Source organism: Streptomyces sp. RLB3-17, assembly GCF_007113425.2.
GTDB classification, from domain to species: domain Bacteria; phylum Actinomycetota; class Actinomycetes; order Streptomycetales; family Streptomycetaceae; genus Streptomyces; species Streptomyces mirabilis_D.
In genome coordinates, this window is record NZ_CP041610.2 from 6031246 (window position 1) to 6050225 (window position 18980).

Sequence of the window (18980 nt, forward strand, 5' to 3'; positions counted from 1 at the left end):
ATGCCTGAACGGCCCGACCGTTTCGTGGGAGTGCGAACATGACTGACCTTGGGGACGCCCCCGCCGGCAACGCCGCACGCAGCCACGCACGCGGCGTGCCCAGGCAGCGCCACATCTCCGGTTCTGCGACCTCCGGTTCTGCGACCTCGGGTTCCGCGACCTCGGGTTCCGCGACCTCCGGTCATGCGCCCTCCCGCTCCGCGCCCTCCCGGACGGGGTCCCGTGCGCGTCCCAAGGCCGGCGCGGGGCGCCGGGCCCGGCCCGTGGGCCGGGGCAGGCGGATCCTGCGGACGGCCGCGATATCGCTGTCGGCGCTGGTCCTGGCCACCGCGGGGGTGGGGTGGTGGTTCTACGAGCATCTGAACGGCAATCTGCACAGCGTCCCGTTGACCGACGGCTCGGGCGACAGCGCGGGCAAGGAGAAGGCCGACGCCTTCGGCAGGACCCCGATCAACCTCCTGGTGGTGGGCAGCGACGGCCGTACCAACGCGAGCGACTGCCAGCTCGGCGGCGGCTGTTCACAGACCGGTGTGCAGTCCGGGGCCAACGCGGACGTGGAGATGGTGATGCACATATCCGCCGACCGCTCCAACGCCACCGTGATGAGCATCCCCCGCGACACCGTGACCACCGTCCCCGCCTGCAAGGACACCGAGACCGGCGTCTCCACGAACGGCTACACCGGCATGGTCAACAGCGCCCTGCAGTACGGGCCGGCCTGTCAGGTGGCCACCATCCACCGGCTCACCGGCATCCCCATCGACCACTTCGTCAAGCTCGACTTCTCCGGCGTGGTGAAGATGTCCGACGCGGTGGGCGGGGTGTCGGCCTGCGTCGACAAGGACGTCTACGACACCTACTCCCACCTGAAACTCGCTCAGGGCACGCACACCCTCAAGGGCGTGGCGGCCCTGGAGTTCGTCCGCTCCCGACACGGCTTCGGCGACGGCAGCGACCTGGGGCGCACCTACTCCCAGCACCTCTTCCTCAGCTCGATGATCCGCAAGTTCAAGAGCGCCGGCACCCTCACCGACCCCACCGCCGTCTACCGCCTGGCCGACGCCGCGACCAAGGCCCTCACCGTCGACACCGGGCTGGGCAGCATCAGCAAGCTGATCGGGCTCGCCGCCGACGTGGACAAGGTCCCGGCGAAGCGCATCACCTTCACCACCATGCAGACGGCGCCGGACCCGGGCGACAGCAACCGGCTCGTGCCCGCCGCCACGGCCCAGAGCCTGTTCGCCACCATCGCGAACGACCAGTCCCTGACCAACTCCTCGGGCGACAAGACCGCCGCGGCCTCCACGACAGCCAAAGCCACGGCCTCCGCCTCCACGGTCCCCGCCGCGCAGATCGCGGTCACCGTGGAGAACGGCACCACCGTCACCGGCCGGGCCTCGGCCGTCGCCACCGCCCTGCTCGACAAGGGCTTCGGTTCCGGCACCACCACCGGCAACGCCGGCGGCACCACGTCCACGACCACCCTCACCTACGGCAGCGGGCACAAGGCCGAGGCCCAGACCGCCGCCAAGGCCCTGGGCCTGCCGTCCTCCCACCTCAAGCAGAGCGACGCCACCGGCACCGGCCTGACCCTGGTCATCGGCACCGACTGGACGAGCGGCACCGCCTACCCCGCCGCCACTCCCGCCCCCGCCGACACCAAGGCCGCCACCTCCAACGCCCACGCCGAGACCGCCGACCAGTCCAAAACCTGCGCCAAGGTCAGTTCGTACAGGACCGTCAGTCTCAACGGCGTCGCCATGACCCCCACCCAGGCCTACCGAGCAGCCTCCGGCATCAAGGACTCGGCACCGTGAGCGGGTGTTCGAAGGCTTCGTTCAACGGGGAGGACGACGGGGGAGCCGGAGCCGCCGGTTCCGTGGCGGCGCCCTGGGGACGGACGCCTAAACTGGGTCGGCGCGGACGCGGGCACGGATGCCCGGGGCGGGACGGGAGAAGAGACTGTGACGGCATACGCCGGTGGCTTCGACGATCCGCCCGCCGAGGTGCTGGCGGACGCGGCCGCCGCGTTCGGACTGCTGGCCTCCTCGCCCCGGCTGCACATCATGTGGGCCCTCGCGCAGGGTGAGAGCGACGTGACCCACCTCGCGGAGCGTGTCGGCGGCGCCCTGCCCGCCGTCAGCCAGCACCTGTCGAAGCTGAAGCTCGCGGGCCTCGTCCGCTCCCGGCGCGAAGGCCGCCGACAGGTCTACTACGTCGACGATCCCGACGTCGTGACCGTGGTGCGCGTGATGGTCGGACAGCTGGCCGCACGCGCCGAGGAGGCATCGGCACCCGTACGCAGGCTGCGCGGGATCGGTGGCTGAGACGTCCGCGACGGCGGGAGGGGGCGCCGAGCGCCCCGCCCGCGCGGACGGCCCGGCGGCGGAGGAACCCCGGGTCCTTCAAGGAACTCCGGGCGGGAAGGGACACGGCGGGCCGACCGCGCTCCAGCTGCTCCGGCGGCTGGACAGCGGTCCGCGGGGGCTGACGCAGACGCAGGCCGACGAACGCCTCGCCCGGTTCGGGGAGAACATCCTGCCCGCCCGGCGGCCCGTTCCGTGGTTCGAGCGGTTCCTGCGCAGTCTGCGGGATCCGTTCACCGCCGTACTGCTCTGCCTCGGCCTGGTCTCGGCGCTCGTGGCCTCCTGGGGCACCGCGAGCGTGATCACCGTACTGGTGGTGGTCAGCTGTGTGCTGCGGTCGTCCGGCGAGCACCGGGCCGACCGTTCGATGGCGGCGCTGCGCGACCTGGTCGCCAGCACTGCCACCGTGCTGCGCAGGACCGACGCGGACGCGGTACCCACCGACCGTGACCTCCCGGTCGACCAGCTGGTGCCGGGGGATGTGATCCGGCTCGGTCCCGGCGACCTGGTCCCAGCCGACGTACGGCTGCTGCGGGCCGGTGGGCTGACCGTGTACCAGGCGGCGCTCACCGGAGAGTCGGCGCCGGTCGCCAAGTACCCGGTCGACGCGCCGGGCACCACGGCGGGTGAGCTGTTCGAGCAGCCGCAGCTGTGCTTCCAGGGCAGCAGTGTCGCCTCCGGCAGCGGCACCGCCGTGGTCGTGGCGACCGGCGCGCACACCCGGTTCGCCGAGGGCCACCGGGACCCGGGGCGGCGGGAGGCGAGCGCCTTCGACCGGTCCGTGCACGGCATCTCCTGGATCCTCATCCGGTTCATGCTGCTCACCCCGCCGCTGGTCCTGATGGCGGGCGCGGCCCTGCGCGGGCGGGGCCTGGAGACCCTGCCGTTCGCCGTCGCGGTGGCGGTCGGGATGACCCCGGAGATGCTGCCGGTCATCATCACGACCTGCCTGGCCCGCGGGGCGTCGCTGCTGGCCCGTACGCACGGGGTGATCGTGAAGCGGCTGCCCGCGCTCCACGACCTCGGCGCCATCGACGTGCTCTGCGTGGACAAGACCGGCACCCTCACCCAGGACCGGCCGGTCGTCGACCGCGCGCTGGACGCGGACGGCGAGGACGCGCCCGAGGTACTGCGCCGGGCGGCCGCGGCCGCCTGGTGGACACTGCAACTCGCCGACCTGCCGGCGCCCGACGCCCTCGACGAGGCGCTCCTGCAGACGGCCGACGAGGACGACCTGACGGCGTACGACGGGATCGCGGCGCTGCCCTTCGATCCCGTACGCCGCCTCACCACCGCCGTCGTACGCACCCCCGGCACCCTCGGCTCCCACACCCTCCTGGTCAAGGGCGCCGCCGAAGCCGTACTGGAGCGCTGTGCGCTGGATCCGCAGGAGCGCGCACGGCTGCTCGCCCGCGCCCACGAGCTGACGGACGACGGGCTGCGCGTCCTGGCGGTCGCCACCGCCGTACGCCCCGCCCGCCACCGCGACTACACCCCGGCCGACGAACGCGGCCTGACCTTCGAGGGGTTCGTCACGCTGCGGGACGCGCTGGTGCCGAGCGCGGCCGAAGCGCTGCGGGTGCTCGCCGACCGGGGCGTCGCCGTACGGGTGCTGACCGGGGACCATCCGGGCACGGCCGCCCGCGCCTGCCGCGACCTGGGCCTCGACCCCGGGGAGGTACGCACCGCCGCCGAACTCGACGGTCTCACGGACGCCGAACTCGGCGAACTCGCCGACCGCACCACCGTCTTCGCCCGCTGCACGCCCGAGCACAAGGCGCGTATCACCGTCGCACTGCGCGCCCGCGGACACGCCACCGGCTACCTCGGCGACGGCGTCAACGACCTGCCCGCGCTGCACGCCGCGGACGTCGGGATCTGCCCGCGCGACGCCACCGACCTGGCCCGGGAGAGCGCCGACGTGGTGCTGGCCGACAAGGACCTCACCGCGATCTCGCACGCGATCACCGCGGGCCGCTACTCCAGCGGCAACATCGGCACCTATCTGCGGGTCACCCTCTCCTCCAACCTCGGCAACGTGATCGCGATGCTCGCGGCGGGCATCCTGCTGCCCTTCCTGCCGATGCTGCCGACGCAGGTCCTCGTGCAGAACATGTGCTTCGACGCGGCCCAGCTCGCCTTCGCCTACGACCGTCCCGCGCCGGGCACCCTGAAGCGTCCCACCGTGCTGCGCTCGCGCGACCTGCTGGGCTTCATCACCGGCTTCGGCCTGCTGAACGCCGTCGCCGACCTCGCGACCTTCGGTGTCCTCGCGCTCGCCGTGCACGGGCAGGGGACGGCGAACGACGAGTCCGTGTTCCACTCCGGCTGGTTCACCGAGAACCTGCTCACCCAGGCCCTGGTGATGCTCCTGCTGCGGCTCGGCCGCCGGGGCACCGAGGGCCGGCGGAAACCGGGTCCCGTCGGCTGGGGCGCGACCGCCCTCACCGTCGCCGGCCTCGCGCTGCCGCTCTCCCCGCTCGGCCCGCCGCTGGGCATGACCGCACTGCCCGCCCTCTACTACCTGCTGCTGGCCGCGGTCCTCGGCCTGTACGCGGTGGGGCTGGTGGCCACACGGTCACGCTACGAACGCCGTCGCTCCGAGGACGACGGCGGGATCTCCCACAGTGATCAAGGGGCGCGCGGCGAGCGCATCCACGACGGAGGGTGACGCGGGCTTACTCTTCCCTCCAGCGATTCGCCTCGGCGCACCGGTGAACGGGCGGAAGAGAGAAGGCGGGACATGGCCGCATCCTGGACGCGGTGGCGGTGGCTCACTCTGCTGGTCCTCGCCCTGGCCCTCTACGTCATCGTGCGGGCGGCCAACACTCCGCAGGCCACCCCTTCGCACGTCGCCCCTCCGCGTGCCACTCCTTCACCCGCCACTCCTTCACCTCCCGCTACTTCGTCCGCGACCACTCCGGCCGCGACCACTCCGCCCGAGGCCACTCCGTCTCCGGCAGATGCGGTCTATCCGTAGGACAGGTTGGAGCACACGTCGTCGTCGGCGGAGCGCGCGTCACGCGCCACCGAAGTGGGGAGGGCGGTGGGCGTGGACGCGGGTGAGGCCGACGTGCCGCCCTTGGCGGCGTAGCTCCGGCCCAGGACGACGTCGACGCCCGCGCCCGGCACGGAGTTCAGTTCGGCGCCGGGAAAGAGCCGGGCGACCGTCTCGGCCCGGGCCCGCAGGCCCGCGCCGTACTCGATCACCGTGTCGGCGCGGTCCCGGTCGACCGCGTTCGCGGTACCGGTGACGGTGAAGCCGTGCTCGGTGAGGGCCGTCGCGGCGCGCGAGGCCAGGCCGCGGGTGGTGGTGCCGTTGTAGACGGCGACGTCGATACCGTCCCCCGAGACCTCCGCGGCGATGCCGGGCGAGGTGGCCGCTGTGGCGGTCTGCCCGCCCTTCTTGCCACCGGCGTCGGTGCCGTCGAGGGTGCGGTCGGCCTTGAGCGCGGCCCACAGCTGATCGGCGTCCGGCTGGACGATCGCGACCCGCTCCCCCTGGTACCGCCAGGGGATGGTGGCGAACTTGGTGTCGTGGAGGTCGATGTTCCGCAGGGACATCGCGAACGAGATCAGCCGTTTCGCCGTTCCCAGCCCCGGGTCGACGGTCAGCGACTTCGTCGCGGCGTCGGCGAGCGGCAGCAGTCCGGTGGGGGTGAGCCCGTCGCTCTTCACCTTCTTCACCAGGCTGGCGACGAAGGCCTGTTGGCGTTTGATGCGGCCGATGTCGGAACCGTCGCCGATGCCGTGCCGGATGCGGACGTAGTCCAGCGCCCGCTGCCCGGAGAGCTTCTGCTCACCCTTCCTGAAGAGCAGCCCGCCCCGGGTGGCACGGTTGGGGTTGAGGTCCTTCTCGTACACGTCCTGCGGGAGGCACACGTTCACCCCGCCGACGACCCGCGTCAGTGCCGCGAAGCCCTTGAAGTCGATGACGACGGTGTGGTCGACGCGCAGGCCGGTCAGCTTCTCGACCGTGTTCTGGGTGCAGGCCGGGTTGCCCTTGGCCGTCTGCCCCACGGAGTACGCCTCGTTGAACATCGTGTTCGGCCGCGTGCTGGTCCACTTCCCGTCCGGAAGCTTGCACGGGGGGAGGGTGACCAGTGTGTCGCGGGGGATCGAGACGGCGACGGCGTGCCGGTGGTCTGCGTAGACGTGCAGCAGGAACGCGGTGTCGGAGCGGCCGATGTCGCCCTTGTCGCCGCCGCCCAGCGCGCTGTTTCCGTCCGTGCGCGCGTCCGAGCCGATGACGAGGACGTTCTCGCCCTTCGTCGCAGCGGCCGGCCGGTCCTTGGAGAGACCGTCGGCGCCGAAGGTGTTGATGTTGCCGTTCAGCTTCAGATAGATCCAGCCGAGTCCGGCCGTGCCGAGCAGGAGCACGGACAGGGCCACGACGAGGGCGATCCGCAGAGGGCCCCGTCTGCGGCGCGGTGGTCGCGCCTGGTCACTGGTCGTCACACGTGTGCTCTCATCCGTCCGACTCATATGTAAGGGACGCTCGGCCCCGCCCGATGGTTGTAAAGTTGCGCAACGTAGCAACAGTGAAGGGAAGAGGTGGGCGGGATGCTCCGCAACGGACTGGAACCCTGGCACCTGCTGATCGTGGCGATCGTGATCATCGTGCTGTTCGGCTCGAAGAAGCTGCCCGACACCGCCCGCGCGCTGGGCAAGTCGATGCGCATCCTCAAGAGCGAGACCAGTGCCATGAAGCACGACGGCACCGCACCCTCCACCGTGTCCGCCGCGCCCCGGTCCGAGAGCGCGCCCGAGGGCCGCGTCGACCCGCGCGGTCGACGAGGGCACCACGACCCGCTGAGGGTCCTCAACAGGCCTGCCCTGCGGCCTGGTCGGTCGAGGTCCGCACCCCGGGTGGCTACGAGGCGGACTCGGCGGTCCACGTGATGTGCGGGGGTTCGACCCGCGCGCACAGGGGGTTGCCGTGCGCGTCGGTCAGGCCGAGGCGTCCGACCAGCAGGCCCTCACGCGCGGCGGCGGCGAGCACCTCGGCGGGGACGACGTCGAGCATGAGCTTGGCGCGCCGGAACATGCTGAAGACGCCCGACTCGTCGACCGTGCCCCATGACAGGTAGATGAACCGGCGGCCCAGACGGTCCTGCACGTAGGGCCCTTTGACCTCCGTGCCGGTCGGCGAGGCGAGCGCGGTGCACTCCAGGGTCCAGGTCGCGGACGCGGCGTCGCCGGGCTGCGGTTCGAGGAGTTCGGCCGGACGGTCCCGGCGTTGTACGGCCACGTGGATGTTGTCGTACGTCGGCGCACCGCTGCCGACGGGGGCCGGACAGGTGCGGCCGGGCAGGTCGACGGCGTCGATACGGATGCGCATGCGGACCATCATCCCGCCATTCCGGCGATGACCTTCTCGGGCTCCGGCACGGGCACCGCGAACCGACGTACCCCCAGGTTCCCGACCTGGGGGTTCGCGCGGGCGAGACGTCATGGAGGACGGGACGGGCCTCTAGCCGATGCCGGATCCGGTACCGACGCGGATGCCCCGCGCGAACGGCTCGAAGATGTGGCTGAAGGTCCAGGTGTCCTGGGCGATGCCGGAGCAGGAGTTGGCGCCGGCCGTGCCCACGCAACCGCCGTTGTCGCGCTGGAGTGCCCAGAAGGAGAGCGTGTCGATGCCCTTGGCGACCGCCCAGTTCTCCACCTTCACCGCGTCCTGCGGGGTGAAGGTCTCCTCCGGGCCGTAGTCGTCGATGCCGGGCATCTCGGTGACGCCGATCATGTGCCAGAGCTTCGCCGGGTTCTTCTTCGGGTAGAGCGCGGCGAGTTGGTCGTGCAGCCCGGAGGCGGCGGTCCTGGTGTCGGCCGCCATGTCGTGGGTGGCGCCGTCCCAGTAGTCGAACGTCATGATGTTGACGACGTCCACGCGCGCGCCGTTGTCGACGGCGTTCTTCAGCAGCGCCACGCCGTTGGGTGCGAGGCCCGTGGCGGTGGTCGGCAGAGTGTAGGAGAACTGCACGCTGCGGCCGGTCCGTTCGGCCCAGCGCTCCACCTTGGCGATGGCCTTGTTGCGGCGGTCGATCCCGGCGGTGTTGTTGATGGAGTCGGCCTCGATGTCGAGGTCGATCCGGGTGACGCCGTAGGTCTTGACGAGGCTTTCGTAGACCGAGGCGATGGCGTCGATGTCGGTGCAGCTGTCGGCCAGTTCGGTGCCGGTGGTGTCGGCGCTGTAGCCGCCGAAGGACGGGATGACGTTGCCGCCGTGCGCCTGGATCGTGGCGATGTCCCCGCCGAAGGTCGCCTCGGCGATCGGCTGGGTGGAGGCGCCGTTCCAGTACGCGGTGCACGAGCCCGCCGCGGCCGTCTGGAGAAAGGCCATCGTGAGGTACTTGTTGCCCGACTCGGCGGCGAGCGCGGCGGGGCTCTCGCCCGTCCACGCCTCGAAGTACGGCGCCGTCACATGTGCGGGCATGTGCCGCGCCACATGCGCGGGTGCCGCCTCCGCGGCGAGCGCGCCGCCTCCGCCGAGCGCGACCAGCCCGGCTGTGAGCGTGGTCGCGGTGGCGCCGGACAGCAGCGCGCGAAGTGGCCCAGATCGTCTCATTGACGCTCCCATGGTGAAGGAAGAGCAGGTGGGACAGCGGGAATCCGGAAAGGTTCGTGCAATGTCCACCGGTCGGTACACGCCGGAGAGCTCTCCATGACCAAGGGCGAACAGGGACCATGGTTGGACTAGACCAATTGTCTGTCAAGGTTCTTTACAGTTAACTGTTCAGAACATGGTGCGGCCGTTCTCGGAACCGGGCTGTTCCCCGGCCGAGTCGCGCGGCGCGTGTTGTTCAGCAGCCGGTGCCGGTCGGGGTGAACTCCATGCGGGCGTGCTCGTCCGCGCCATGGGCTTCGTTGTAGGTGGCCGGGGTGACCTGGTACCAGACGTCGTCCCTGGCGGTGTCGCCGGCGACGTCGTCCAGGCTCACGCACCACCGCTGCGGCCGAACGGTTCGCGTGTACGTCTCGGTGCCCGCGCGGACCTTCTTGCAGCTCTGGTACCGCTCCGTGGTGTACCAGGTGCGGGTCGTCCTGTGCGTGCCCGTGCCCGTGCGCTGGGTGTGCCTGACCTGCCTGGTGGCGGACGTGCACTTCCTGACCAGGTGCGGGCGGGTGGCCCTGGTGGTCTTCGCGGCGAGGTGGCGGACCGAGTCCTTGAGTCCGGAGACGGTGTGCGGGCTCGGCGGGGCCTCCTGGACGGTGCCCGTACCGCCCTGACCGGCATCGGTCACGGCTCCCGAGTCCACGCCGCGTGCGCCCCCGCCCCCGCCTCCACCGCCGCACGCGCCCAGCCCGGCTATGAGGACCGCGGTCGCTCCGGCCACCAGCAGCCGCTTGCCGAACATGTCTCCCCCTGAGGTCAGCGGCGGTCAGCGTAACGGATCACCGGACACGCGGCGCCGGCCGGGCTCGCGAGAACAGGGGGAGTCCTGCGTTGTCAGAAGACCTGCGTGAAGCAGCCGAAGCCGATCACGAGCACCGCCACGATCGCTGTCAGGGCTTTGAGGACCTGTGGTGTTCTGGTCGTCATCCCGGACTCCTTTCCGTTCACAGGCAGTAACGGACGAGCCACTCGTCCGCGCTGTACGCGTCTCGCGCCGGGTCGGGCACCGTGGCGAGCCGCTCCTCGACCGTGTCCTCGACCCGAACGCGCTCCGGCAGCGTGCCGAACCGCGCCCGGCGTGCCGCCTCCGCGGCGTCGGGGGCCGTCTCCGTCCGCTCTGTCTGTGTCATCTCGCGTACCTCGCTTCGGTAGGTGCACCCCGGTCGGCGACTTCGACCAGTCACCTACTCAACTGGTGATGATGCCCAGATGTTCCGGCCCCGCGCATCACCTGTCAAGATGGTGATGTAAATCTGGATCACGTCTTCGTCCGCGGGAACCCGGCCCTCGACTTCGCCGCGACACTCCGCGCTCGCCGCTCGCTGCGGTTCGAGATGCTCGCCTCACCGGACCGGCGCTGTCGACGGTGGCGCGGCTCGCCGTCGAGCTGGCTGGGCGGACCGGATGTGCCGCTGCTCAAGGAGTGCGGCAACCCGGAGTGCACCCGGATCTACATCGACCGCTCGCGGGGCATGCGTCGGCAGTGGTGCGGCATGGAGTCCTGCGGCAACAGGATCAAGGCCGCGGCCTACTGCGCCCGGAAGAGGGAGACACGGACGGTCGCGACCGCCTGATCGACGGCCGGCGCCGCGCACCGGCTCAGTCGGAGGCGGCTGACTCCTGCGGCGAGGATGCCTTCGCCGGCAGTTGGAACCACATGGTCTTGCCGGTGGCGGTACTGGTGCTGCCCCAGGCCTCGGCGAGCAGGTCGAGCAGGTCGATGCCGCGCCCGCCTTCCGCGTCGGCGTCGACAACACGCCGTACGGGCCCGGTGGGGTCGGTGTCCTCGACCTCGCACCGCAGGCGGGAGTCGCGCACCTGCAGGTTGAGCCGCAGCGGGCCGCGCGTGTGGCACAGGGCGTTGGTGACCAGTTCGCTGACCAGGAGCTCGGCCGTGTCGGCCAGGTCCTGAAGACCCCAGTCGTCCAGTTGCGCGGTCACCAGGCGGCGGCCCCGGCGGACCGAAGTCAGCTCCCGCGGCAGGGGCCAGGAGGCGTCCCAGTCGGTGGCGCGGCCGCGAGGCGCGTCAAAGGGACGTACGGGTGCCAGCGTGCGCGACCAGAGAGCCTGGTGTCGGGCGAACCACGAGGTGAATGCGGCCTTCCGCCCCGACTCTTCCTGCTCTTCCTGCCGGCGGCAAAGCCGGGCAACGAGTCCCCTGCGCGGGGTCGCGGTGAGGCCGATGGCCTGGAGGGCCATGGAGAATCAGTCCCTTCTGAAGCGTCGGCGGCCATGGTTGCCGCGGCGGAAGTGCGCCGCTGACCAGGCAGGGTATGCCGGACCCCGCATTCGCGTAGCACTCGCTACATTTCAAATATACGCGTAGCGGGCGCTACAGTAAATACCTCATCGAAAGCAACGAATCAGACACCGTACCTCCGGCCGCACCTCCGACCGCACGGGAGCCTCCATGCCGCGCCCGCCCGACCCGGCCAAGCGACGCGACCTGCTGGACCAGGTCCGTGAGTACATGATCCGCAATGGCCTGGTGGACCTGTCCCTCCGCCCGCTGGCCCGGGCCCTGGGCACCAGCGACCGCATGCTGCTGTACTACTTCGGCACCAAGGAACGCATGGTCGCCGAGGCGCTCGCCCTGGACGAGCGGCGACCGCTCCTGCGCACCCGGAGCCTGCTCGGCGCCGTCGACGCTCCCAAGGACCCGGCGTGGGTCCGCCGCTTCATGGAGGAGGTCTGGCAGCAGTTCGCCGACCCCGACATGCGTGCCATGCTCCCCCTCTATCTCGAGATCATGGTCACCGGTCTGCTCCACCCCGACCGGTACGGACCCGTCATGCGCGACATCCTCGCCGAGTGGACGGGCCTGCTCACCTCCGTCTTCCGCGACATGGGCCTGTCCGAGGCGCGAGCGCGCACCGAGGCCGTCCTCCTGGTCGACGCGTGCTTCGGTCTGATCGTCGGACCCGTGGTCGACGGGGACTATGACGAGGCCGACGCGGCCTTCCGCGTCCTCCTCGACCGCCTCGAACCCGGCTGGCGAGCCACGTAGCGAACGCCGCCCCGCCGCGCGCCCCGCTGGGGGAGACGCCGTGGGCGACCCCGTGGGCGACGTCGCGCGAGGGGACGTACGAACCGGTACGTTGGGAATGAAGGGCACATCTCAGCCCCCCGTGGGAGACCCACCATGCGCAGGATCAGTCAGCGCTGCCTGAGTGCGGTCGCGGGCCTGGCCGCCGCCCTCGTCGTCGCCCCGCCGGCGTCGGCCGCGACGTCAACCCCGTACGGCCGACCGGACACCCAACAGCGCACGCAGGTGTTCCAGTTGATCGCCAAACAGACCCAGTCCGAATCCCTCGACCTGGGCAAGAAGGGGCTCAGCCGGGGCGACGAGCTCGTCATCGCCGAGGACCTGTACCGCGACGGCCGGAGGATCGGCGACCACAGCGTGGTCTGCGTCCATGTCCACCTCGATCCGGACGAACTCCAGTGCGTCGGCACCTTCGCTCTGCCGCAGGGGCAGATCACCTCGCAGGCGCTGCTCCACCTGCCGCCGGCCCCCTCCATCGACATCGCCGTCACCGGCGGTTCGGGTGCCTTCAGTTCGGCTCGGGGCTACGTCCACACCGTCCCCGCCGGGAAGACGATACGGAACCTCACCTTCCACCTCACCCTTGACGCCTCATCAGGAACCTGACTCCGTCGAGAAGAAAGACATCCGCATGGACCTGAAACTCGAAGTCATCGTGCTGCCCGTCTCCGACGTCGACCGGGCCAGGAGTTTCTACGAGGCGGCGGGATTCCGGATGGACGCCGACCACGCAGCCAATGACGACTACCGGGTGGTGCAGTTCACGCCGCCCGGCTCCGAATGCGCCGTCATCTTCGGCAAAGGGGTCACCTCCGCCGAGCCCGGTTCGGTCCGGGGCCTGTACCTCATCGTCCCGGACATCGAGAAGGCCCACGCGGAGCTCAGCGGCCGAGGCGTCGAGATGAGCGAGGTGTTCCACGACGCCGGAGGGATCTTCCAGCACGGCCACGGCGCCCGGGGGGTCACCTACCAGGGCGGGGAGGCGGAACGGGTGCCCGGCCCGCACCCCGACCGTGCCGACTACGGCTCCTACGCCACCTTCAGCGACCCGGACGGCAACGGCTGGGTGCTCCAGGAGGTGAGGAAGCGGGCCCCGGGCCGCTGACACCGCGTGCCCGCGACCGTAGAACCAGGCCGATATCCGGAGGCAGGGATGAGAGACAGCAACCATGGCCACAGCCATGCCGTTCTCGACGACGGCCCCTCCTCATGACCGCCGCACCCGGCGTTCCCGGCACCCATCGCCGGTCCGACCTCGCCGACCGGACGGTCGTGGTCATCGGCGCCAGCGCGGGAATCGGACTCGAGGCCGCTCGGCAGGTACGTGCGGACGGCGGCCGGTTGGTCCTGGTCGGCCGCAACCCCGAACGGCTGCGGCAGGCCGCGCTGGAGCTGGAACCCGTCGGCACGGCCGCGTTCGACGCCACCGACACCGACCGCCTCCAGCGGTTCTTCCAGGATCTGGCCGGACCGGTCGACCACGTACTGGTCACAGCGGGCGGCCCCTACTACATGCCGTTGGAGAGCATGGACCTCGCCGACGCCCGTCGTGCCTTCGACGAGCGCATGGCCCTGGCCCTCGGGGTCGCCCTCTACAGCCGTGACAAGATCCGCGCCGGTGGCACCCTGTTGTTCATCGGAGGCACCGGCGGCCGACGTCCCGGTGTCGGCATGGCCGTGGCGTCGGCCGCCACCGCGGCTCTGCCCGCCCTCGTCGCCAACCTGGCGCTCGAGATGGCGCCGGTCCGGGTGAACCTCATCGCCGCCGGATTCGTCGACACACCCCTGTCGGCCTCGCTGCTGGGGGACCGGCTCGACGCCCGGCGCGAGGAACTGCGGACCACGCTTCCCATCCGACGGGTGGTCGGCCCGGCCGACGTCGCCGCTCTCGCCGTACACATCATGTGCAACGGCGCGCTCACGGGCGCGACGTACGACATCGACGGCGGTCAGCAACTCCTCCCGCACTGAGAACCGCCCGGGGCGCATCCCCGGGGCCGAAGAACGTCGGCGGAGATCAACGTGAGCTGACCGCGGCGCTCCGTTTTCGCTGGTCGTGGCAGTGACGGCGCGGTGTGCGTCGGCAGGATGCGCTGCCTGTAACAGGGGTACCGTGAAATCGTGCCCTACGGCGCAAATGCGAAAAAACCTGAAATGTGATGCCATGCCTCGCCGCCACACCGATTCGTCCAGTGGGACCGCAGAGCTGCTGAACACGCTCGGTGATCTCACCGGCCGGATACTGGACCGGATCAAGGTCCAGCAGGCCCGCGTGGAACTCGCTGCCGCGCTGCAGCGCCAGGTCCTCGCCGCCGAGTTGCCGGTCCTGCCCTATCTGCACGTGGCGGGACGGTACGCACCTGCACGGGACGGGCTGGACATAGGAGGCGACTGGTACGACGGCTTCCTCATGCCGGACGGCTCGGTGGGTTTCGTGATCGGAGACGTACAGGGCCACGATGTCGAGGCCGCGGCTCTCATGGGGCAGGTGCGCACCTGTCTGCGCGCCGTCGCCACCGCCACCACGGACCCGGCGGAGGTGCTCCGGCGCACCAACGACCTGCTCGTCGCCATGGACTACGGGCTGTTCGTGACCTGTTCGTTCCTGCGCTTCGACCCGGTCACGAGCGAGCTCGCCGACGCCCGCGCCGGGCACATCCCCGCCGTCTGGGCCACGGCGGACGGCCGCTGCGACATCGTCCTGAACGACGGCGGCCTGCCGCTGGGCATCCGGGCCGGCGAGAGCTACCCGTCGACCCGCCGACCGCTCACCGGCGTGGGCGCCTTCGTGCTGCTCACCGACGGCGTGGTGGAAGGCCCCAGCTATCCGATCGAGGAAGGCCTCGAGCAGGTGGCCGGCCTGGTCAACGGCGCCTGTCGCACCGACCCCGATGAGCTGGCCGCGCAGGTGATCAAGGTGGCTGATCTCACCGGCCACAGCGACGACGCCGCGGTCCTCGTCCTTCGTTACGGAGGGCTCCGGGACGAGCGGTGTTCCGGAGGGTCCCAGGACAAGCGGCAGGGCGAAAGATGAGCGGCACGCGTGGCAGGTACGACCCCGGTGCGGCACGCCGCGCCCGGTGTGACCGCTGTGGTGGGCGAGGATGAGCGATGCGGCGCGCGGTGAGCGGCTCCGGCGGTACACCGTCAAGGGCCTGCTGCTGGTTGCCGTCGCGGCCGCCTACTACGTCAGTGCCAAGATCGGGCTGGAGCAGCAGCTGGTACGAGGGCAGGTCACGCCGCTCTGGCCGCCCACCGGCGTCGCTGTCGTCGTCCTGATGCTCTGGGGCCTTCGCATGTGGCCGGGAATCGCTCTCGGAGCGTTCCTGGTGAACGTGATGCTCGGGCCGTCGATCCTCCCCGTGCTCGCCATCGCGGTCGGCAACACGCTCGCCCCGGTCTGCGCCTACCTCCTCCTGCGGCGCGTGGGATTCCATACCGCACTCGACCGGCTGCAGGACGCTCTGGCGCTGGTCTTCCTCGGGGCCCTGAGCGGGATGGTGATCAGCGCGACCGTCGGTACGGGAGTCCTGGTGGCCGCCGGCGCGCTGCCGGTCCATGATTTCTGGCCGACCTGGTCGGTGTGGTGGGCGGGCGACGCGATGGGGGTCCTGGTCATCGCGCCGTTGCTGCTGGCCGCGCGCACCGTCCGATGGCCACGCGGCGCACCTGTCCTGCGCTGGGTCGAGGCGATCGCCCTGCTGGGCGGCACGGCCGCGGTCGGCGTGCTGGCCACGCACAGCACGATCACCCTTCTCTTTCTCGTCGTCCCCTTCCTGATCTGGGCCGCCTTCCGCTTCCAGCTGGTCGGTGCCGCGCCCTGTGCGCTGATCGCTTCCGTGATCGCGATCGACGCGGGTGCCGCCGGGGCGGGTCCGTTCGCCGGTCACGATCTCCTCGCCAAGATGGTCATCCTGCAGGCCTTCAACGGCACCGTGTCGCTGACGGCCCTTCTGCTCTCGGCGGTCGTCACCGAGCAGAACCACACCCTCCGGGAGATCGAAGAGGCCTGCGGGCGCCTGGCGGAGGCGCTGTCCCGGCTCGCGCCGGACGAGACGCTCGACAAGTGGCCGCCTTCCCGTCCGGAGGGGCGGGATCATCAGAAGTACCACCGTCCTTGAAAGAGCCACGACGGTGGCGCACCCCGACGCACGGTGGCGCACCCCGACGCGTCAGGTGCCTCTCGACCGACGGGCCAGGAGCTTGCCGAGTTCCCACAGGAGCAGGAGCGCGAGGGCGGCCAGCAGCGCCCAGCCGAACTGCCGTGCGTTGATCTGCGTCGTCCCGAGGATGCGGCGGAAGCCGTCCAGCTGGGTCACCAGCACCGCGAGTGCGAACTGGGCCAGTGCCACCCAGTTCATCTGCTTGCTGTCGAAGGTGGACGTCGTCAGCACCGAATCCGTCTCGCTGCGGCACTCGAACGCGGCCACGATCAGACAGAGGGCGAAGGCGGTGAACGCGATCGACCGACCGATCTCGACGCTGTCGAAGTGGGCCTGACCGAGCTTGATCAGTCCGAGCAGCACGACGGTGATCGCCAGTCCGCCGATTCCGACCGTGACCAGTACGGGCCGGGTGAGCACCGACTCCCCCCGGGGACGCGGCCTGCGTCGCATCAGCCCGGGGCTCTCCCGGTCGAAGCCGAGCGCGAAGCCGAAGGAGGCGTTGACCACGAAGTGGATCCACAGCACCTGCGGCGGGGTGAAGGGTTCACCGGCGGCGATGTTGAAGACGGTGGCGCCGAGAAAGGTCAGCACGAAGGTGACCAGCAGGAGCAGTACGAAGCGGATGTACTTGGTGAGGTTGTCGTAGATCCTCCTGCCCTGCTCCACGGCGTAGACGATGGTGGCGAACTTGTCGTCGGAGAGGATCATGCGTCCGGCGTTCTTCGCCACATCCGTGCCGCTGCCCATGGCGATACCGATGTCGGCGGCCTTGATGGCGGGCGCGTCGTTGACGCCGTCCCCGGTCATCGCCACGACATCGCCCTTCTTCTTGAGCGTGTCGGCGAGCAGCACCTTGTGCTCCGGCGCGACGCGCCCCACCACACCGATGCCGTCGATACGGGCGAGTTGCTCGTCCGCGCTCATGGCGGCGAAATCGGCGCCGAGGACCGCCTCGCCGGGAATGCCGAGCTGCCGCGCGATCGCCGCACCGGTGGTGACGTCGTCCCCGGTCACCATGCGGACCCGGATGTGCCCCGCCTGGGCGCCGGCGATGGCGGCCTTGGCGTCCTCGCGGGGCGGATCGACCATGCCGACGAGACTGACCATCCGCAGCTCGGTGACGTACGCGAGCAGGTCGCCGTCCGGATCGAAGCCTGCCGGGTCCAGGTCACGGGTGGCCGCGGCCATCACCCGGCGACCCTCGCCGCCCATCCGTTCGGTCTGCGCTTCGGCACGTGCGACCAGTTCGGCGTCCCACGGGATGGTCTCGCCCGCCGCGAGCGCGGTGGCGGCCCGCGCCATCACCGCCGGGACCGCGCCTTTGACGAAGCACCGGACGACCTGCCGCCCGGAGGCGTCGACCGCCGAGTTGAAGGTGGCCATCAGCTTGTAGCCCGGGTCGAACGGCAGCGTGGCGAGCCGGGGAAGGCTCTCCCTGGTGGCGTCGATGTCCAGCCCGGCCTTGTGCCCGAGCACCAGCAGCGCGCCCTCGGTGGGGTCGCCCACCACCTTGCCGTCCACCAGCTTCGCGTCGCTGGCCACCACATACGGCAGGATCGCGTCCTCGATGCCCGTGGAGGACCCCGCGGCATGGTGGACCTTCCCGTCGAGCCCGTAGCCCGTGCCCGAGACGGTGTACCGGTCGGTGGGACTGACGACTTCGACGGCGGTCATCTGGTTCATCGTCAGGGTGCCGGTCTTGTCCGAGTTGATCGCCGACGTGAACGCCAGGGTCTCGACCGACGGCAGTTCCTTGACGATCGCGTTCCACTTCGCCAGGTTGAGGCTGCCGACGGACAGGATCGCCTGGGTCACGGTCGGCAGGGCCTCGGGGATGGCGGCGATGGCCAGCGAGACCGCGCTGACGAACAGGACGTCCCAGGCCTGGTCCCGTTGCCGTCCCAGGGCGAACATCACGATCATGGTCAGGCCCGCCGCCCCCGTGATCCACAGCGTCAGGGCGTCGAGCTCCCTGGTGAGCGGCGGTACCTCCTTCTCGGTGGCCGACAGCATCCCGGAGATCTTGCCGACTTCGGTTCCGGCGCCGGTCGCGGTCACGACGAGTACGCCGCTGCCGTGGGTGACCGGGGTGTTCATGAACGCCATGTTCGTCTGGTCGCCGGGTGACGGGCCGAGGCCCGCCAGCGTGCGGGCGTCCTTCGAGGCGGGAACGCTCTCGCCGGTGAGCGCCGACTCGTCGATCTGCAGGGCACTGGCCTCGATGATGCGTCCGTCCGCCGCCACCTGGTCCCCGGCGGCGATGAGCACGATGTCGCCGACGACCAGCTGTTCGGCGGGGATCTCGGCCTCCGTCCCGTCCCTGCGCACCCGCGCCGTGGCCTTCATCATCGACTGCAGGGCGTTCATCGCGCTCTCGGCCTTGCCCTCCTGACGCAGGCCCACGACGGCGTTCAGCAGGGTCAGGACGATCAGCAGGATCGCGGTGGTCCACTGCTCGATGAGCAGTGAGACGATCGCCGCGGCCACGAGGACGATCTGCATGTAACTCCGGTACTGCCTGAGGAACCGGCGCCAGGCCGGAGTTCGCCTCTCCTCGGGCAGCGAGTTCGGGCCGTGCGCGCTCAGGAGCTGCGCGGCTCGTGCCGCGGAGAGACCGACCGCCGGATCGACGTCGAACGCCGCTACGACCTCCTCGGGAGCGTGCGTGCACCAGCTGTCCCCCGAAGCCCGCGGCTGTTCTCCCACGGAATCCGACCGCACCGTCATCGCTCTGCCTCCGATCCGTGGCCGCGAATGCGTCCGGGCCGGTCGTCCGCCGATCCGAC

Annotated in this window: 19 protein-coding genes; 12 read left to right on the forward strand and 7 right to left on the reverse strand. The window is 70.6% G+C overall.

Annotated features, from left to right (window positions below):
• Positions 1-38 precede the first annotated feature (38 nt).
• The 4 genes from FNV62_RS27390 to FNV62_RS27405 all read left to right on the forward strand — a co-directional run bounded on the left by FNV62_RS27390 (position 39) and on the right by FNV62_RS27405 (position 5346).
• Complete coding sequence (locus tag FNV62_RS27390) at positions 39-1817, forward strand: LCP family protein (RefSeq protein WP_186003108.1); 1779 nt, start codon at positions 39-41, stop codon at positions 1815-1817.
• Positions 1818-1964: 147 nt separating this feature from the next.
• Complete coding sequence (locus tag FNV62_RS27395) at positions 1965-2327, forward strand: ArsR/SmtB family transcription factor (RefSeq protein WP_054231278.1); 363 nt, start codon at positions 1965-1967, stop codon at positions 2325-2327.
• Complete coding sequence (gene mgtA, locus FNV62_RS27400; protein WP_143627397.1) at positions 2320-5037, forward strand: magnesium-translocating P-type ATPase; 2718 nt, start codon at positions 2320-2322, stop codon at positions 5035-5037. The genes FNV62_RS27395 and mgtA overlap by 8 nt, the downstream gene beginning before the upstream one ends.
• A 72-nt stretch (positions 5038-5109) precedes the next feature.
• Positions 5110-5346 carry a hypothetical protein gene (locus FNV62_RS27405; RefSeq protein ID WP_143602376.1) on the forward strand — a complete coding sequence of 79 codons (237 nt, stop codon included), beginning with the start codon at positions 5110-5112 and terminating at the stop codon, positions 5344-5346.
• Here the strand turns inward: FNV62_RS27405 and FNV62_RS27410 are convergent.
• The gene (locus FNV62_RS27410; protein ID WP_097285540.1) at positions 5337-6851 is read right to left on the reverse strand and encodes an LCP family protein; all 1515 of its coding nucleotides are present in this window, start codon (positions 6849-6851) and stop codon (positions 5337-5339) included. The two genes, FNV62_RS27405 and FNV62_RS27410, sit on opposite strands and share 10 nt — an antisense overlap.
• 78 nt (positions 6852-6929) lie before the next feature.
• On the opposite strand from FNV62_RS27410, the gene tatA reads away from it, so the two are divergent.
• The gene (gene tatA / locus FNV62_RS55840) at positions 6930-7268 is read left to right on the forward strand and encodes a Sec-independent protein translocase subunit TatA (RefSeq protein WP_225900393.1); all 339 of its coding nucleotides are present in this window, start codon (positions 6930-6932) and stop codon (positions 7266-7268) included.
• On the opposite strand, the gene FNV62_RS27420 is transcribed toward tatA, so the two are convergent.
• The 4 genes from FNV62_RS27420 to FNV62_RS27435 all read right to left on the reverse strand — a co-directional run bounded on the left by FNV62_RS27420 (position 7240) and on the right by FNV62_RS27435 (position 10112).
• A complete protein-coding gene (locus tag FNV62_RS27420) occupies positions 7240-7707 on the reverse strand; it encodes a DUF5990 family protein (protein ID WP_225900394.1) in 468 nt (155 codons plus the stop codon). The genes tatA and FNV62_RS27420 overlap by 29 nt on opposite strands.
• A 132-nt stretch (positions 7708-7839) precedes the next feature.
• The gene (locus FNV62_RS27425) at positions 7840-8934 is read right to left on the reverse strand and encodes a chitinase (protein ID WP_097285543.1); all 1095 of its coding nucleotides are present in this window, start codon (positions 8932-8934) and stop codon (positions 7840-7842) included.
• A gap of 235 nt (positions 8935-9169) precedes the next feature.
• A complete protein-coding gene (locus tag FNV62_RS27430) occupies positions 9170-9724 on the reverse strand; it encodes a hypothetical protein (protein ID WP_143608770.1) in 555 nt (184 codons plus the stop codon).
• A gap of 202 nt (positions 9725-9926) precedes the next feature.
• Positions 9927-10112 (reverse strand): hypothetical protein, encoded by a 186-nt coding sequence (locus FNV62_RS27435; RefSeq protein ID WP_143627399.1) that lies wholly within the window; start codon positions 10110-10112, stop codon positions 9927-9929.
• Between the two features lie 96 nt (positions 10113-10208).
• Here FNV62_RS27435 and FNV62_RS27440 point away from each other — a divergent pair, with 96 nt between their 5' ends.
• Positions 10209-10556: a CGNR zinc finger domain-containing protein gene (locus FNV62_RS27440; protein WP_143627401.1), complete on the forward strand. Its 348-nt coding sequence runs from the start codon at positions 10209-10211 to the stop codon at positions 10554-10556.
• Positions 10557-10581: 25 nt separating this feature from the next.
• Here the strand turns inward: FNV62_RS27440 and FNV62_RS27445 are convergent, their stop codons facing one another.
• Positions 10582-11181, reverse strand: a complete 600-nt coding sequence (locus FNV62_RS27445) for an ATP-binding protein (protein ID WP_143602380.1) — start codon at positions 11179-11181, stop codon at positions 10582-10584.
• 211 nt (positions 11182-11392) lie between these two features.
• Between FNV62_RS27445 and FNV62_RS27450 the strand changes: the two genes are divergently transcribed.
• From FNV62_RS27450 to FNV62_RS27475, 6 genes are all read left to right on the forward strand, one after another.
• On the forward strand, positions 11393-11989 hold the full coding sequence (locus tag FNV62_RS27450; protein WP_143608771.1) for a TetR/AcrR family transcriptional regulator: 597 nt from the start codon (positions 11393-11395) through the stop codon (positions 11987-11989).
• 135 nt (positions 11990-12124) lie between these two features.
• The gene (locus FNV62_RS27455) at positions 12125-12634 is read left to right on the forward strand and encodes an allene oxide cyclase barrel-like domain-containing protein (protein WP_143627403.1); all 510 of its coding nucleotides are present in this window, start codon (positions 12125-12127) and stop codon (positions 12632-12634) included.
• A gap of 25 nt (positions 12635-12659) precedes the next feature.
• Positions 12660-13133 (forward strand): VOC family protein, encoded by a 474-nt coding sequence (locus tag FNV62_RS27460; protein ID WP_143627404.1) that lies wholly within the window; start codon positions 12660-12662, stop codon positions 13131-13133.
• 104 nt (positions 13134-13237) lie between these two features.
• Complete coding sequence (locus tag FNV62_RS27465) at positions 13238-13999, forward strand: SDR family oxidoreductase (RefSeq protein WP_143602383.1); 762 nt, start codon at positions 13238-13240, stop codon at positions 13997-13999.
• 193 nt (positions 14000-14192) lie between these two features.
• On the forward strand, positions 14193-15062 hold the full coding sequence (locus tag FNV62_RS27470; protein WP_143602384.1) for a PP2C family protein-serine/threonine phosphatase: 870 nt from the start codon (positions 14193-14195) through the stop codon (positions 15060-15062).
• A 70-nt stretch (positions 15063-15132) separates the two neighbouring features.
• On the forward strand, positions 15133-16149 hold the full coding sequence (locus tag FNV62_RS27475; RefSeq protein WP_143627406.1) for an MASE1 domain-containing protein: 1017 nt from the start codon (positions 15133-15135) through the stop codon (positions 16147-16149).
• A 51-nt stretch (positions 16150-16200) separates the two neighbouring features.
• Here the strand turns inward: FNV62_RS27475 and FNV62_RS27480 are convergent, their stop codons facing one another.
• The gene (locus FNV62_RS27480) at positions 16201-18921 is read right to left on the reverse strand and encodes a cation-translocating P-type ATPase (protein WP_143627408.1); all 2721 of its coding nucleotides are present in this window, start codon (positions 18919-18921) and stop codon (positions 16201-16203) included.
• Between the last annotated feature and the right edge of the window lie 59 nt (positions 18922-18980).